This is a genomic window from Streptomyces sp. NPDC005775 (assembly GCF_042871565.1).
Classification (GTDB): Bacteria; Actinomycetota; Actinomycetes; order Streptomycetales; family Streptomycetaceae; genus Streptomyces.
Window position 1 is genome coordinate 384107 of record NZ_JBIAIU010000007.1, and the last position, 15390, is coordinate 399496.

General features: G+C 71.2%; 16 protein-coding genes. 9 read left to right on the top strand and 7 right to left on the bottom strand.

The window, feature by feature from the left end; genetic code table 11:
• Positions 1 to 238: 238 nt before the first annotated feature.
• Positions 239 to 1570: a peptidoglycan recognition family protein gene (locus ACFYPA_RS19345; protein WP_359086819.1), complete on the top strand. Its 1332-nt coding sequence runs from the start codon at positions 239 to 241 to the stop codon at positions 1568 to 1570.
• Between the two features lie 111 nt (positions 1571 to 1681).
• On the opposite strand, the gene ACFYPA_RS19350 is transcribed toward ACFYPA_RS19345, so the two are convergent.
• Positions 1682 to 2821, bottom strand: a complete 1140-nt coding sequence (locus tag ACFYPA_RS19350; RefSeq protein WP_359086817.1) for an aminoglycoside phosphotransferase family protein — start codon at positions 2819 to 2821, stop codon at positions 1682 to 1684.
• Between the two features lie 231 nt (positions 2822 to 3052).
• Between ACFYPA_RS19350 and ACFYPA_RS19355 the strand changes: the two genes are divergently transcribed.
• Entirely contained in the window at positions 3053 to 4549 is a 1497-nt protein-coding gene (locus ACFYPA_RS19355; RefSeq protein WP_359320800.1) for a hypothetical protein, read from the top strand.
• A gap of 116 nt (positions 4550 to 4665) precedes the next feature.
• Here the strand turns inward: ACFYPA_RS19355 and ACFYPA_RS19360 are convergent, their stop codons facing one another.
• Both ACFYPA_RS19360 and ACFYPA_RS19365 read right to left on the bottom strand, forming a co-directional pair.
• A complete protein-coding gene (locus ACFYPA_RS19360) occupies positions 4666 to 6126 on the bottom strand; it encodes a SpoIIE family protein phosphatase (protein WP_359320797.1) in 1461 nt (486 codons plus the stop codon).
• Positions 6127 to 6449: 323 nt separating this feature from the next.
• Positions 6450 to 6743 (bottom strand): hypothetical protein, encoded by a 294-nt coding sequence (locus ACFYPA_RS19365; protein WP_359086811.1) that lies wholly within the window; start codon positions 6741 to 6743, stop codon positions 6450 to 6452.
• Between the two features lie 220 nt (positions 6744 to 6963).
• On the opposite strand from ACFYPA_RS19365, the gene rpmG reads away from it, so the two are divergent.
• Both rpmG and ACFYPA_RS19375 read left to right on the top strand, forming a co-directional pair.
• On the top strand, positions 6964 to 7128 hold the full coding sequence (gene rpmG / locus ACFYPA_RS19370; RefSeq protein ID WP_359086809.1) for a 50S ribosomal protein L33: 165 nt from the start codon (positions 6964 to 6966) through the stop codon (positions 7126 to 7128).
• Between the two features lie 68 nt (positions 7129 to 7196).
• A complete protein-coding gene (locus ACFYPA_RS19375) occupies positions 7197 to 7457 on the top strand; it encodes a type B 50S ribosomal protein L31 (protein ID WP_359320794.1) in 261 nt (86 codons plus the stop codon).
• A 208-nt stretch (positions 7458 to 7665) separates the two neighbouring features.
• Here ACFYPA_RS19375 and ACFYPA_RS19380 read toward each other — a convergent pair whose 3' ends face one another.
• The 3 genes from ACFYPA_RS19380 to ACFYPA_RS19390 form a co-directional block, all read right to left on the bottom strand.
• A complete protein-coding gene (locus ACFYPA_RS19380; protein ID WP_359320791.1) occupies positions 7666 to 8355 on the bottom strand; it encodes a YoaK family protein in 690 nt (229 codons plus the stop codon).
• An 89-nt stretch (positions 8356 to 8444) separates the two neighbouring features.
• Entirely contained in the window at positions 8445 to 9818 is a 1374-nt protein-coding gene (locus ACFYPA_RS19385) for a deoxyribodipyrimidine photo-lyase (RefSeq protein WP_359320788.1), read from the bottom strand.
• A 74-nt stretch (positions 9819 to 9892) separates the two neighbouring features.
• Positions 9893 to 11422 carry an SDR family oxidoreductase gene (locus ACFYPA_RS19390; RefSeq protein ID WP_359320785.1) on the bottom strand — a complete coding sequence of 510 codons (1530 nt, stop codon included), beginning with the start codon at positions 11420 to 11422 and terminating at the stop codon, positions 9893 to 9895.
• Between the two features lie 162 nt (positions 11423 to 11584).
• Between ACFYPA_RS19390 and ACFYPA_RS19395 the strand changes: the two genes are divergently transcribed.
• The 5 genes from ACFYPA_RS19395 (at position 11585) to ACFYPA_RS19415 (ending at position 14899) form a co-directional block, all read left to right on the top strand.
• The gene (locus ACFYPA_RS19395) at positions 11585 to 12226 is read left to right on the top strand and encodes a VanZ family protein (protein WP_389133102.1); all 642 of its coding nucleotides are present in this window, start codon (positions 11585 to 11587) and stop codon (positions 12224 to 12226) included.
• A gap of 154 nt (positions 12227 to 12380) precedes the next feature.
• On the top strand, positions 12381 to 13163 hold the full coding sequence (locus ACFYPA_RS19400; protein WP_359086799.1) for a DUF4389 domain-containing protein: 783 nt from the start codon (positions 12381 to 12383) through the stop codon (positions 13161 to 13163).
• Between the two features lie 41 nt (positions 13164 to 13204).
• Entirely contained in the window at positions 13205 to 13720 is a 516-nt protein-coding gene (locus tag ACFYPA_RS19405; RefSeq protein WP_359320782.1) for a DinB family protein, read from the top strand.
• Between the two features lie 145 nt (positions 13721 to 13865).
• Positions 13866 to 14312, top strand: a complete 447-nt coding sequence (locus ACFYPA_RS19410; protein WP_359086795.1) for a nitroreductase family deazaflavin-dependent oxidoreductase — start codon at positions 13866 to 13868, stop codon at positions 14310 to 14312.
• 188 nt (positions 14313 to 14500) lie between these two features.
• Complete coding sequence (locus ACFYPA_RS19415) at positions 14501 to 14899, top strand: DUF6221 family protein (protein ID WP_359086653.1); 399 nt, start codon at positions 14501 to 14503, stop codon at positions 14897 to 14899.
• Between the two features lie 131 nt (positions 14900 to 15030).
• On the opposite strand, the gene ACFYPA_RS19420 is transcribed toward ACFYPA_RS19415, so the two are convergent.
• Positions 15031 to 15219, bottom strand: a complete 189-nt coding sequence (locus ACFYPA_RS19420) for a DUF6381 family protein (RefSeq protein ID WP_359086655.1) — start codon at positions 15217 to 15219, stop codon at positions 15031 to 15033.
• Positions 15220 to 15390 lie beyond the last annotated feature (171 nt).

The following is a 15390-nucleotide window of genomic DNA, read 5'->3' on the forward strand; positions in this document are numbered from 1 at the left end:
CCCTGCGTAAAAGTCAGGTAACGCGCCACCGCCAGAATCCCGTTGCTCCTTTCCGTCCGCAGGTCAGAGCACCTGCCAGTGGTCTGGTCCACTGGCTCGACCCGCGGTGCCCACCACACCCTTGACGTGCCATCACCTCAGGTCACAGAGTGTGCGCGCACAGCCGAACAGAGATCGGAACGCGAAGACGTCTCGATACGCACGGCTCGGGAAACGCCCAGCTCCAAGAAGGGTTGTCATGACGTCCAAGCAGAGGACCGGACGCGCACTCGCGCTGACCACCGCCGGCGCGCTGAGTGTCGCGCTGCTCAGCCCCGCGGCACACGCCGGCGCGGACGGGGTGCGGCCGGAGTGCCCGCGCGGTCTCGACTGCGACTGGGTCCCGGCCGCCTACCAGCAGACCGGCGACCCGGCTGACAAGGAGACGTACGGCAACTACGACACAGCGGACAGGCCGAACAGCAACAAGATCAAATTCATCGTCCTCCACGACACCGAGGAGGACTTCGACACCACGCTGAAGATCTTCCAGAACCCGCTGAAGCAGACCTCGGCCCACTACGTGGTGCGCTCCGCCGACGGCCATGTCACGCAGATGGTGAAGAACAAGGACGTCGCCTGGCAGGCCGGAAACTGGTACCTCAACACCCACTCGATCGGCATCGAGCAGGAGGGTGTCGCCACCGAGGGCGCCACGTGGTACACCCCCGAGATGTACCGCTCCACCGCGAAGCTCGTTCGTCATCTCGCCGCCAAGTACGACATCCCGCTGGACCGCCAGCACATCATCGGCCATGACGGGGTGCCGCCCACCAGCGCCGCCGGCACCAAGAACATGCACTGGGATCCGGGAACCTACTGGGACTGGAACCGCTTCATGGCGCTCCTGGGCCGCCCCACCGTGCCGACGGCCCACAAGGGCAGCGAACTTGTCACCGTCAGCCCGCGGTTCAAGGACAACCAGCAGGCATTCCGTGACTGCGAGAAGGGCGTCGACCTGCCCGTGCAGGGCTCCAGCGCCGTGCCGCTGCACACGGAACCCTCCGAGGACGCCCCGCTCTTCTCCGACCCGGGTCTGCACACGGACGGATCGCCCGGCACCAACTGCGCCGCCGACTGGGGCAGCAAGATCAGCGCGACCCAGCAGGCCGTCGTCGCCGACCACGCACCCGGCTGGACGGCGATCTGGTGGTACGGGAAGAAGGCCTGGTTCAGCACTCCGGCCCGTACCCGCACCACCACCCCCACGTCCGGCTACGTCGTCAGGCCGAAGGACGGCAAGGCGGAGGTGCCGGTGTACGGGGTGGCGTACCCGGAGAAGTCCGAGTACCCCGCCGGATTCGCGGACCAGCGAGTGGGCACGCCCCTGCAGTACACCATCAAGGCGGGCCAGTCCTACCCCGGCGGCGGGCAGGCTCCCACCGGCTTCTTCTACGCGCCGACGATCGACGCCTCGTACCCCCTGGACCACGCGTACTTCCAGGGCAAGGAGAAGTATGTGACGGTCCAGATCGGCCACCGCATCGCCTTCGTGAAGGCATCCGACGTGGACATCGTCCGCACACACTGACCCGGCCGGGCCCGGCCCGGCGCCGGAGCGTGTCCGCGGGGCAGCACGACAGCGCGCTGCGGTCCGGTGTGTCGGCACCGGACCCGCAGCGCGCATCCCCCGTCGGTCAGGTCAGCGAGTGCCGACCGCGGCTCGAACAGCACTCCGCGCCATGGCGCAGTCGTCATGCAGGCGACGCAGCAGCAGCCGCTGCTCCTCACCCGACGACAGGGCACCCGGACGGTCCTGGCCCGTCCTGGCCGGTGCGGTGGTGTCCCGCATGGCCCGCTGCAGGGCCGTCTCGTACGTACGGATCTCCCGTGTGAGCACGAGCATCAGATTGACGAGGAACGCGTCCCGCGCCGCGGGACCCGCGACCTGGGCCAGCTGGCTGATCTGACGCCGCGCCACGGGCGCGTCCCCCAGGACCGCCCAGAGTGTCGCCAGGTCGTAGCCCGGCAGGTACCAGCCGGCGTGCTCCCAGTCGACCAGAACCGGACCGGTGGGCGACAGCAGGATGTTGGAGAGCAACGCGTCACCGTGACAGAACTGTCCCATGCCCTGACGGCCACCGGCGTGGGCGAGCCCGTGCAGCAGCTTCTGCAGGTCGCCGAGATCGCGGTCGGTGAACAGACCGAGCTCGTGATAGCGCGCGATGCGCGCCGCGTAGTCCAGCGGGGCGTCGAACAGACCGGCCGGCGGCCGCCAGGCGTTGACACGGCTGACCGCACCGAGCACCGCCCGCAGGTCGGCCCGGGGGGGTGCCTCCGACGGGTGCCTGGTCAGTGCCGCCACCCGGCCGGGCATCCGCTCGATGACGAGGGTGCAGTTCTCCGGGTCCGCTGCGATGAGCCGGGGCACGCGGACCGGGGGGCGGTGCCGGACGAACGCCCGGTATGCCGCTATTTCGTGGCGGAACCGCTCCGACCACGCGGGGGAGTGGTCCAGTAAGCACTTGGCGACCGCGGTCGCGCGGCCGGTGGAACCGACGAGGAGTACCGAACGGCCGCTGCGCCGAAGGACCTGCACCGGATTGAACTCCGGACAGATCCGGTGCACCGAGGCGATCGCCATCCTCAGCTGCGCGCCCTGCGGACCGGACAGGTCCAGTCTTCCACTGAGCGAGGGGGCGCCCGGCCCTGCCGCGCGCCGGGGCCGGCCGATGCCGGACGCGGGGGCGGCGGCGCGGGGGTCGAGGTACGGTCCGCCACCCACGCCCAGAGGACGCAGCGGCCGGGGCGGGGCGGACACGGAGGACGATGCTGTGTACATGGGCGATACAGATCCCTTCGTGCGCCGACAAGTTGCGTGCGCCGCCCCGGCCGGCGGCCGATCGGCACCCTGGGGAGTACCTAGGGCTGCCGGGCGGGGTGGCGCATTCCTACCTGACACCGGGATGCCCATGGCAGAGAACGTGGCGACCCCTGGCGAAGGCTGGCGAATAGTCGCAGGGCATCTGACAGGGGGTTACTGTCAACACAGCCGAGAACCTGGGGGCTTGACGTGACCGGAGAACCCAACACCCGCCTTTCCGACCTGTTCGGCCTTGCCGGCTGGTCCAAGGGTGAACTCGCGAGAATGGTGAACAGGCAGGCGGCGGCCATGGGCCATCCGCAACTGGCCACCGACACCTCGCGTGTGAGGCGCTGGATCGACATGGGGGAGTCCCCGCGCGATCCCGTGCCCAAGGTGCTGGCAGCCCTGTTCACCGAGCGGCTCGGTCGTGTCGTGACCATCGAGGACCTCGGGTTCGGCCGGCGCGGGCGTGTGGGGAAACGGCGAGAGACCGGGACGGAACACAATCCCGAACAACTCCCGTGGGCGCCCGAGCGGACGGCAGCGGTCCTCACCGAATTCACGGGAATGGACCTCATGCTCAACCGACGCGGCTTGGTGAGCGCGGGTGCCGCGCTTGCCGCAGGCTCCACGATCGCCGGCCCCATGCACGACTGGCTGCACACCGACCCCGTACTGGCGGCCGACGCCCCACGCATCGACGACCCCGTGCACGCGGACCCGGCCGGCTACGACCGGTACGAGGCCGCGCCCATCGGCTCGGAGGAGATCGAGGCGCTGGAACGCTCCGTGGAGGTGTTCCGCGCCTGGGACGCCTCCCGGGGCGGCGGCCTCCAGCGCAAGGCCGTGGTGGGCCAGCTGAACGAGGTGGGCGGCATGCTCGCCTACCGCCACCCCGACCACCTGCAGCGCCGCCTGTGGGGCGTTGCCGCCAACCTCGCCGTACTCGCGGGCTGGATGTCCCACGACATCGGCCTCGAACCCACGGCGCAGAAGTACTTCGTCATCGCCGCGCACGCCGCACGCGAGGGCGGGGACCGGCCGCGGGCGGGCGAGGCGCTCTCCCGGGCGGCGCGCCAGATGGTGCACCTGGGCCGTCCCGACGACGCGCTCGACCTCATGAGACTCGCGAAGTCCGGCTCGGGCGACATGGTCCTGCCGCGCACCCAGGCGATGCTCCACACCATCGAGGCCTGGGCGCAGGCATCCATGGGCAGGGGGCAGGCCATGCGGCGCACCCTCGGCCGGGCCGAGGAGCTCTTCATCTCCGACAAGGGCGATGTGCCACCGCCCAGTTGGATGCAGATGTTCGACGAGGCCGATCTCCACGGCATGCAGGCCCTGGCGTTCCGCACGCTCGCCGAGCACGAGCCCTCGGCGGCCGTCATCGCCCAGCGCCACGCGAAGCAGGCACTGGAACTGCGGGTCAACGGGCGCCAGAGGTCGAAGATCTTCGACTACATCTCGCTCGCCTCGGCCTGCTTCATCGCCGACGACCCGGAGCAGGCCGACCGTTACGCACGGCTCGCCCTGGTGACGATGGGGGAGACCTCCTCGCACCGCACCTGGGACCGGCTGCGCGAAATGTACCGGCTGACGGGCCAGTTCGCGGGTTACGCGAAGATCGAGGACCTGCGTGAGGAGATCCAGCTCTCGTTGCCGCAGAGCACCGTCATCAAGAGGCCCAGGAGTTCAGAGATCTGATCCCTGGGCGCCCACGAAGAACGCGGTGCCCGCAGGAACAGAAGAACGCGGTGCCGCAGGAACAGGAGCGAGAAAGGCGCCGCGTGCGGAAGGCGCCGGCCCTTGCACCCCGTCGGCTACGTCCCGATACGGGCGATCATGACGCACGCGTCGTCCAGTCGCTCGGCGCCGCCGAACTCCTCGACGACGATCCGTACGCATTCCTGTGCCGTACGGGCCTCTGCGAAACGCGGTGCGAGTCCGAGCAGCGTTTCCGTGCCCGGGCGGAGACCGGCGTGCGTTCCCCCGGTGCCCCGGGCCAGCCCGTCGGTGTGCAGTACCAGCACGTCACCGGGCAGCAGGGGTACTTCGTCCTGCTCGTACGCGACCCCGGACGCCGCTCCGAGGAGAACCCCGTCCGGCGGGGGGAGCGGGCGTCCGGCTCCGTTGCGGAAGAGCAGTGGTGCCGGGTGTCCAGCCTGCGACCACTCCAGTCTGCGGGCGACGGGATCGAACCGGCAGCACACCGCGCTGCCGAGGGCGGGCTGGATCGATGTCTCCAGTAACTGGTTGAGGTGCCCCATCAGGGCGCCGGGCTCGATCCCGGCCACCGCCATGCCGCGCAGCGCACCCAGGATCATCGCCATGGCGGAGGTCGCCTGGATCCCGTGGCCGGTCAGATCGCCGACCGTGAGCAGCGTGCGGCCGTCCGGCAGCTCCATCGCGTCGTACCAGCCGCCGCCGATCAGGGCGCTCGAATCCGACGGCAGGTAGTGCGCCGCGATGTCGAGTGACCCGGGCCCGTGGTCCGGGAGGCTCAGCGAGCCCCGCCACGGGGGAAGTACCGCCTCCTGCAGTTCCACGGCCATCCGGCGTTCGGTCCTGGCGATGTGCTGCTGGCGGCGGAGTGAGTCCTGGGTCCGGTCTACCGCCTGCTGGCTGCGGCGCAGCGCGCTGACGTCGCGCAGGACCGCCCACATGGAAGCGGTGCAACCGTCCGTGTCGAGGACGGGTTCGCCCATCATGTGCAGGGTCCGAACCTGCCCGTCCTTGCGCAGGATGCGGAACTCGCCGTCTATCGGCTTGCCGTCGACCAGGCAGTCGGTCACCAGCGTGGTGAGCAGGGGCTGGTCCTCGGGCAGGAGTACGGAGGGGAGGTCGTCCAGTGACAGCGGGCCGGCCTCGGTGGCGCGCCCGAAGATCTGCAGCAGTTCGTCGGACCAGCTCACCTCGTCGGTCAGCAGATTCCACTCTGCGCTGCCCACCCGGCCGATCAGCGAACCCGGCTGTTCCCCGGCCGGCACGTCGCGGCCGGCGAGCCCAGCCGCGTCGGCAGCCGACTGGTCCGCGGCTTCCGGGGGCAGCCCCTGCCTGAGCTGTCCCAGATGTGCGCCGAGGTCGTCGAGCTGATGCACCGCGAGGTCGCACAGCGCACGCTGCCAGCGCGACTGGGGGTCGTCCTCGTCGACGAGGACGGTGTCGCGCCGCACCGCGTCCACGTCGCCGCGCAGCCGGTGCGTCCGGTTGATCAACGCGTCGACGGCATCGCGCTCGGGCGGCTGGGGGGCGGGGCGGTCCGCAGGCGGGTGGGGCGGCATGTCGTACTCCGATACAGGCGCGGTACAACCAGGTCTGAGGGTGGACCGGATACGACTGTCGCACAGCCGACAGGAGCCCGTAAGTGGTTTGGCGACACTCGATGCGTTCTTGCATCCGGCATATGCCAGCGGCTGTTCGGGGCCCGGTTCCGTCGAACACTCTTGCTGTCTGCGGGCGTTGATGCAAGTCATCCGGCGCTCGACGACGGCTGTGCGCCTGTGCGCGCCGCTTTCGCGCGGTGGGAACGGGTGGCGCCGGGGCATATGCGGGCGGAGCCCCGGCCAGGGGCCGGGGCTCCGTGAGGGCGGCTCTCTCCGAGGCCTCAGCAGAGGGCGATGCGGCCGTACGAGCCCATCTTCCACTTCCATTCGAGGGTCTCGCCGGGGGTGGTGGTCCAGCAGCTCCGGTCGGGACCGTTGTTGATCACCAGCTGGATGTGCATGTTCCGGCCGCAGTTGTTGGTCGTCCAGGCGGTCTTGTTCTGCTTGATGACCTCGCGCGCCACGCAGGCGGGTGCGGTGTCCCCGGCGGCGGCCGCCGGGCCGGCCGCGGTCAGTGAACAGGCGGCGATCATGGCGGTGGCCGCGAGGGCGGTCAGGGGGTTCTTCAGGCGCATGGCTCACGTTCCTCAGGAAGTCGGCTGCAATGCCGGGCACTGCGATCAACGAGCGTCGGGGCCCCGCGTGACGGGCGCCGCAGCGTGCTCGGAAGCCCGGTGCGGAGAGTGCCGACAGGCCGGGAATGCCCCCGGGGATGGTCGTGTTACATGACCAGAACGAAAACGAATCCCGTTCCCATCAAGGGTTCGGGATCGGTACAGGAGTCCGGAGGTGCCCATGGCCCGCAGTGAGGCCCGCCCCGTCGTCACCCTCCGCTCGACCGCCGGAACCGGTCAGAGCTATGTGACGCGCAAGAGCCGTCGCAACAACCCCGACCGTCTGGTCCTGCGCAAGTACGACCCCGTGGCCGGTCTGCACGTGCCGTTCCGCGAGGAGCGCTGAGCGCCGCCCCGGCCGATGCCGGGCGGCCCGAGCCGTCCGCCCGTTCTCGTAGTAGGGAAGGAACGCCCATGAAGTCCCGAATCCACCCCGTCTCCCGTCCGGTGGTCTTCCGTGACCGCGCCGCGGGGGCTGCCTTCCTCACCCGTTCCACCGCGGATTCCGATCAGCGGGTGACGTGGCAGGACGGCCGCAGCTACCCCGTCATCGACGTGGAGACCTCGTCGGCGAGCCACCCGTTCTACACGGGCCGCCAGCAGGTGCTGGACACGGCAGGCCGGATCGAACAGTTCAACCGTCGCTACGGCACCGAGGCGCCCGCCGGTGCGTGACGCCGCGGCCACCCCCGGGCCCACCTCCGGGCCCGGCCGTCCGTGCCCTGGATCACAGTCCGGGGTGCGGATTCCCGGGAACACGGCACGGTGATTTATCGTTCACCTATATGTGGATGACGCGCTGAGCGCCCACACCCGAGCCGCCCCGGCTGGATTCCCCCGATCCGGCCGGGGCTTCCCCTTGTCCGGGCGCGGAGAGCGAGCGCTACGCCCGGGCCGGTGCTTGGACGCCCCGCCGTCCCGCGGCTTCGACGAAAAGCGCCGCGGCTGCCAGTCCCGCAGCCGCCACGGCACCCGACGCGGGCCACAGACGCACCGTCAGCGCGGCGAGGGCCGCGCCCGCCACGACGGCGAGCAGCCGGCCGGCCACCCAGCCGTCACCGCGGCGCCACGATCCCAGGGCCAGCCGTCCGACGAGGGACGTCAGCGTCCCGGTGAAGTAGTTCGTCGGCGTGGCCCGGACGCGGCCCTGGATGCCCATCGCGAGCCCCATGACCACCAGGAGGCCCAGCCGGTCGGCGTCCGACGCGATCAAACCGCATGCCCACAGCACCGCACCCCCCGTGAGCAGCGCCACCTCGGTCAGCAGCATGACGGGCAGTCGCCACCACATCCGCTCTCCCGCCACCGCGCCCCACGCCACCCCGCATCCGTACGAGATCAGCGCGGTGGCCACGCGCAGCGCGACCCCCTCCTCACCGGCCCCCGCGGCCGCGGCGCCCAGCAGGACCAGATTGCCCGTCATCACACCGGCGAAGACCTGGCCGACACAGATGAAGACGAAGGCGTCCGCCGCCCCGGAGGCCGCCGACAGCAGCAACAGGGCCGTGTGGGGGCGGGGGCCGTCCGAGGGGGCGCGGCCCGCCGGTTCGGTGGATGCGGTGGGAGTCGGCACGTCAGCATCCTCGTCGCCGACCGGCCGTCCGGCGACGAACCGGGTACGGCGTGGCGGAGGCGGCGCGCGCGCCCGGGACCGCGCGGCACTCAGTCCAGGCCGCGCGCCCGCCTGAAGCGTGCCAGCCCGTCGGCCAGTTCCACGATCGGCTCCGGATAGTCCGGGCGGTCGCGCTCCGGCACCCGGAGCTTCCACGGCTCGTGCACGGCGGGTCCGGACACCGCGGCCAGCTCCGGCACCCAGCGGCGTACGTAGCGGCCGTCCGGGTCGTACCGTTTGCCCTGGGTCACGGGGTTGAGTACCCGGTTCGGGCGGCTGTCCGTGCCGGTCCCGGCCACCCACTGCCAGTTCAGCTGATTGTTGGCGACATCGCCGTCGACCAGCAGGTCCAGGAAGTGCTGTGCGCCGATGCGCCAGTCCACGTACAGCGTCTTGGCCAGGAAGCTCGCGGTGAGCAGCCGCCCGCGGTTGTGCATCCAGCCCTCGTGGCGCAGCTGGCGCATCGCCGCGTCGACCACGGGGTAGCCGGTGCGCCCCTGACGCCAGGCCTCGATGTCCTGCGCCGCGTCCGCCTCGGACCGCCAGTGGTCGTGCCGGGTGCGGTAGTCCTGCCTGGACGCGGCGGGCCGGGCCGCGAGGACCTGGTGATGGAACTCGCGCCAGCACAGCTGCCGGACGAAGGCCTCAGCCCCGGCCCCGCCGACGGCGCGGGCCCGGTGGACCAGTTCGACGGGGGACAGGGTGCCGAAGTGCAGATGCGGCGAGAGCCGGGACGTCGCGTCGCCGGCCAGGTCGTCGTGCCCTTCCTCGTACGCGGCGAGCCCGTGGCGCTGCCACGCGGTGAGCTGTCTGCGGGCGTGCCGCTCGCCGCCCTCGGCCAGGCCCTCCGACACCCCCGGCACCGCGCCGCGGGCGGGCACCTTCTCGGACCCCGCGCCGTGCGGGACCCGGACCGTCCGGGGCGCGGCGAAAGCCTCCCGTACCCGCTGCTCCGACCAGCGCCTGAAGTACGGGGTGAACACGGCGAAGTAGTCCGAAGCCGCCGGAGTCACAGCACCGGGTGCGACAGCGGTGACCACGCCGTCGTGGACGTGCAGCCGCCGACCGCCGGACTCCAGCGCCTTGCGGAGCCGCTCCTCACGACGACGGGCGAAGGCGCTGGCGCCGGCCGCGAGATGGACGTCCGAGGCGCCGGTCTCCGAGACGATCCGGCCCACCTCCTCGACGGCATCCCCCGAGCGGATCACCAGGCGGCCGCCCCGCTCACGCAGCCCGCCGTCGAGATCCCGCAGGCAGTCGGCGAGGAAGGCCAGCCGGTTCGGGGCGCCGAATCCGGCCTCCTCGATCGCGCTGTCCCGGACGAACAGCGGCACGATCTCGTCCGAGGAGGCAAGCGCCGCCCGCAGGGGCGGATGGTCGTGCAGCCGGAGGTCGGCAGTGAACAGGACGACCGATACGGTCATGGCACAACTCCTACGGGGGCAGAGGCCGGGAACGAGTCATGCAGCCGTCCCCTGACTGCCCGGGGTCCGGGCGGTCAGGGCGACACCGCGGCGCTCGCCGGTTCGGGTGACGCCGAGCCTGCCGCCGTACGGGCGATGTTGCGGGCCATCCCGCCGAAGACGATGGAGTGGAAGGGCCACACACTCCACCAGTACGCGTGACCGAGCAGCCCACGCGGATGGAACAGGGCCCGCTGACGGTACCGCGCCCCGCCCCGGCCGTCGGGCTCCACACACATCTCCAGCCACGCCAGACCCGGCAGCCGCATCTCGGCCCGCAGCCGCAGCAGGCGGCCCGGCTCGATCTCCTCGACCCGCCAGAAGTCGAGTGAATCGCCCACCCGCAGCCGGTCGGAATCCCGCCGGCCGCGTCGCAGACCCACCCCGCCCACCAGCCGGTCGAGCCACCCGCGCACCGCCCACGCGAGCGGGAACGAATACCAGCCGTGCTCGCCTCCGATCCCCTCGACGACCCGCCACAGAGCTTCGGGGGACGCGTCGGCCTCGCGCCGGCGCACATCCGCGTACAGGCTGCCGCCGGCCCAGTCGGGGTCGGTGGGCAGGGGGTCGCTCGGCACCCCGGGTACCGACGCGGACGACCACCTGGTCGTGACCCCGGCCTCCCGGACCCTCTGCAGCGCCAGCCGCAGCGCCTTGCCGAGGCCGAACGGCTGCCCGGGCCCGTCGGGGACGTACTGGGCGATGTCGTGCTCCCGGCACACGACCTCGTACCGCAGCGATTCCGCGAGCGGGCGGGCGATCGACCGCGGCACGGGTGTGACCAGCCCGATCCAGTGGCTGGACAGCCGGGGGGTCAGCATGGGAACGGGCAGGATCAGCCGGTGCGGAAGGTTCGCGATCTCCGCGTACCGCTGCATCATGTCGCGGTAGGTGACGACGTCGGGCCCGCCGATGTCGAAGGTGCGGTTCACCTCCGGCTCCATCCGGGCGCTGCCCACCAGATAGCGCAGCACGTCCCGGACCGCGATCGGCTGGATCCGTGTGGACACCCAGCTGGGCGTCACCATGACGGGCAGCCGCTCCGTGAGATAGCGCAGCATTTCGAAGGAGGCCGAGCCGGATCCGATGATGACGGCGGCCCTCAGCGCGGTGGTCGGGACGCCGGAAGCCAGCAGGATCCTGCCGACCTCGGCCCGCGACCGCAGATGCGGTGACAGCTCCCGTTCGGGTACGTCGGACGGGGTGAGACCGCCGAGGTACACGATCCGGCTCACCCCCGCGGCGCCCGCCTGCTCGCCGAAGACGGTGGCGGCCCGGCGGTCCGTCTCCTCGAAGCCGCCGCCGGCCGTCAGGGCGTGCACCAGGTAGTAGGCCACGTCGATGCCCCGCATCGCGGGCGCGAGGGACCGGGCGTCGGTGACGTCGCCGCGGACGATCTCCACCTCGTCGGCCCATGGGTAGTCCCGCAGCTTCTCCGGGGTGCGGGCCAGGCAGCGCACCCGGTGTCCCGACGCCAGCAGTTCGGGGACCAGCCGCCCCCCGATGTAACCGGTGGCGCCGGTGACCAGGCAGTGCGGAGGCCGGCTTCCGCGGTCGCTCCTCATGAGATCTCCGCATCGGTTTCGTCGTGGCGTTCCGGCCGGGCCGTTCGCCGCCGGCCGTCGCGACCAGTCTGGCCCGCGTCCGCCCGGGCCGCATCACGCCGGGGCGGCGGCGCCAGGTGTGGTGCGGCGGGTCGGGGGCATCTGTCGCCCATGGACGCAGAGGTGAGAAGAGACGCGCACGACAAAGGACGTCACCGGGCATGGGGCCGTGTACTGCTCCAGGTCGCCATCCTGGTGACGGCCTTCCTGGCCATGGTCGCATTCTCCGTCGTGCTGGCGAAGGTGACCCTCACACCGTCGCCCGCCTCGCGGGACCTCGTCACGTCGAACCTCCGCCCGGGACGCTCGCTGCGGCAGTACGCCGAGGACTACACCTTCCTCGCCGCCTGTAAGCAGGCCGGTGGCAACCTGGTGCTGGGGATGCCGTTCGGTGTCCTGCTGCCCTTCCTCGTACCGAGGCGGCTGCGCATGATCCGCATGGTGCTGCTGACCGTCCTCGTCATCGTCGTGGTCGAACTGGTGCAGGGAGCGCTGGTCCCCGGACGTGCCTTCGACATCGATGACGTCATCCTCAACACGGCGGGTGCGCTGCTCGGTTATCTGCTGCTGGGGCGGCGCCTGAGCCACCGCTATCACGTGCTCGCGGCCGGACCTGAGCGTGAGGCCACGCCGGCCCCGCCCCAGCGGGCGAAGCCCGCCCGGCCCCGGACGGAGCGGCGGACCGAAGGGGCGACAGCGGCCTGGACGCGGGTGCGCCAAGGGGTACGGACGGGCCTGGCCCGCAAGCGCGCCCCCAAGGGCTGAACCGGCTGCGGGTCCGGCGCCAGGATCACCACCGGGCCCCGGCCGGGCACCCGATCGGCCCGTGGCCGATTGCAGGGGACCCGGGCGGGATCCAGCGTGAGGTGACGCCGCACAGTCCCGCGAGCGTACGGATCACCCGCCGAAGGGGAGCGACATGGCCGACGCGCAGTGGAGTCCGGGGCGCAGGGCAGGGGACGCGGAGGAATTCCTGCCCGTGCTGGACCTCGTCGAGCCGGTCCGACAGCGCCGGCTCACGATCCTGTTCCGTCTCCTGCTGCTGATCCCGCACTTCGTCGTGCTGTTCCTCCTGGAGATCGCGGCGTTCTTCACCGTCGTGTTCGGCTGGTTCGCCGCTCTCGTCCTCGGACGGCTGCCCGAACCCGTCTTCCGTTTCCTCGCGGCGACCCTGGCCTACCGCACGAGGGTCGCCGCGAGCGGCATGCTCCTCGTCGACAGCTATCCGCCGTTCACGCTGGCCCAGCCGCCGGACTTCCCGGTCCGGATCGACGTCCGTCCGACGCGCCTCAGCCGGCCGGCCGTCTTCTTCCGGCTGATCCTGGTGATCCCCGCCGCCGTCGTACAGAGCCTCGCCACGTCCGGTTGGTGGGCCCTGGCGATCGTGTGGTGGCTCATCACGCTGATCCTCGGACGCATGCCCCGCCCGCTCTTCGAAGCCACGGCGGCCACCCTCCGCTACGAGATGCGCGTGTCCGCCTACGTGACGATGCTCAGCCCCGCCTACCCCAAGGGCTTCTTCGGCGAGGACGCCCTCTCCGTACCCGAACGACAGGGGCGCTCCGCGACCCGGCCCCTGGTCATGAGCACCGCGGGCAAGGCGCTGCTGGTCCTCTTCCTCGTCCTGGGACTCGCCGGCAGCATCACGACGTCCGTGACCCGCTCGTCGTCCGACGACACCGATTACGGGATGCGCGCGTAAAGGACTCGTGCGAACCGCCACCCGACCGGCATGATCGTCCGATGAAATGGACAGCACCCGAAGCCACCCGTACCGATGGTTCGCTCGTCGCGGCAGAGCGGGAGATGCTCACCGGATACCTCGGATGGTTCCGCGCCACCCTCCTCCAGAAGTGCGTCGGCCTGACGGGCGAGCAGCTCGCCGAGCGGACCACGCCCCCGTCGAACCTCTCGCTCCTCGGGCTCCTGCGCCACATGGCCAAGGTCGAACGGACCTGGTTCCGGCAGCGGTTCGCCGGTGAGGACCTCGCGCCGATGTACGACCCGCAGAAGGGCAAGGACGCGGACTTCGAGGACCTCGATCCGTCCCGGGCGGCCGAGGACTACGCCCGGCTGATCGAGGAGTGCCGCCTGGCGGACGAGATCATCGCCCGAGCGTCGTTCGACGACACGTTCGTCCACAACGGCGAGGTCTTCTCGCTGCGCCTGGTCCACGTCCACATGATCGGCGAGTACGCACGCCACATCGGCCACGCCGATCTGGTGCGCGAGCGGCTGGACGGCGTCACCGGGGCCTGAGGCGGGCCGCGGACGGTGACGGGACGTCCGTGGGAGCCGACACGTCGGCGGGCCGGGTCTTTCGGCAGCAGGCGGTGTGGAAGCCATGATGAGCGTACGCGGCCGACGAGAGCCGCGGCCGGATGCCGACGACAGGACAGCTGCCATGCCGCTTCAGGGTGAGTACGAGCCGAGCCCCCACGCCCAGGTTCGTGAACAGGTCGAGCAGTACGAGAGTTCGGGCGGGAAGGAGGGCGGGACCATGCGGGGCATGCCCGTCATCATCCTGACGACGCTGGGTGCGAAGAGCGGGAAGATCCGCAAGACACCCCTGATGCGGGTCGAGCACGACGGCTCGTACGCCGTGGTCGCCTCACTGGGCGGGGCTCCCAGCCACCCCGTCTGGTACCACAACCTCACCGCGGACCCGCGCGCCGAATTGCAGGACGGTGCGAAGCGCTGGGACATGACCGCCCGTGAGGTGACCGGGGACGAGAAGGCGCTCTGGTGGGAGCGCGCCGTCGAGGCGTTCCCCGACTACGCCGACTACCAGGAGAAGACCGACCGGCAGATCCCCGTCCTCGTACTGGAACCCGTGGCCGCCGGCCACTGAGCGGCACGGCCATGGGCGGACGGGCCGGCTGCGGCCGGCCCGTCCGCCCGCGCGGAGCCGAACCGCGCGGGCGGACGGGGACATCACGGTCACAGGCCGGTGGTCGCGTACGGGCGCGGGCAGGGCGACGGGATACTCTCCAGCACGGCTCCTGAGGCGTGGGGCCGAGCGGAAGGATGCACAACCAGATGACAGACAACTCCGAGCTGGTCGCGTTCGTCCGGGCGCGCCTCGACGAGGAAGAAGAGGTCGCACGCGCGGCCGGCGGCGACGGGTGGCGATGCCCGGCCGAAGTACCCGGCGAGATCCATGACCGGACCGGTGCCATCGCGTTCACCCTGAGGACACACGGCTACGACCACCACATCGCCCTGCAGGATCCCGCGCGGACCCTCCGGCGCATCGAGACCAGCAGGGTGCTCCTCGACGAGTACGCGGAGGTCGCCGCCCTGGACGTCGACCGCCCCCAGCGCGACTTCGCCTCGGGCCGGGCCTTCGGCCTGGGCTTCGTGGTCCGGCAGATGGCCGCGGAACACGCGGGCCATCCCGGCTACCAGGTGAAGTGGCTGCCCCGTTTCACGCAGTAGGCGCACCAGCACCGTGCCGGGGGAGACGGCTCCGCCTCCCGCGGCACGCTGAGCGCCCCAAGGGCCCGAGACCGCCGACCCGGCCCTCGTACTGCCGCCACGGGCTGCCGCCGGGCGGACACCGCCAGTGGTCAGAGCGGGTTCGTGCCGCCATCGCCCTTGGTGGACACCTGATCGCTCCGTTCCTGGAGCCGGCGCGCCTTGTCCTCGAGGCGCCGCCGCTCCTGCGGATCGGAGGAACGTTCGGCCGCCTCCTTCATCTCCGCCGCCTTGGCGCGAATACGCTCGGCGCGACCGCCGGTTTCATCCGCAACACTCATGATCACTCCTGGGTCTCGGGGGAGAGCCGACCCCACCAGCGAATCAGCGTGCCCCCACACCTGCATCTCGAACGGTCACGCGCCGCTACGGGACGCGGCGCGCAACCCGGCCGCATCGCTTCAGTTTCCGCCGCGGCGTGCCGATCTGCTCCTTCAGAGGGTTGTACTCAT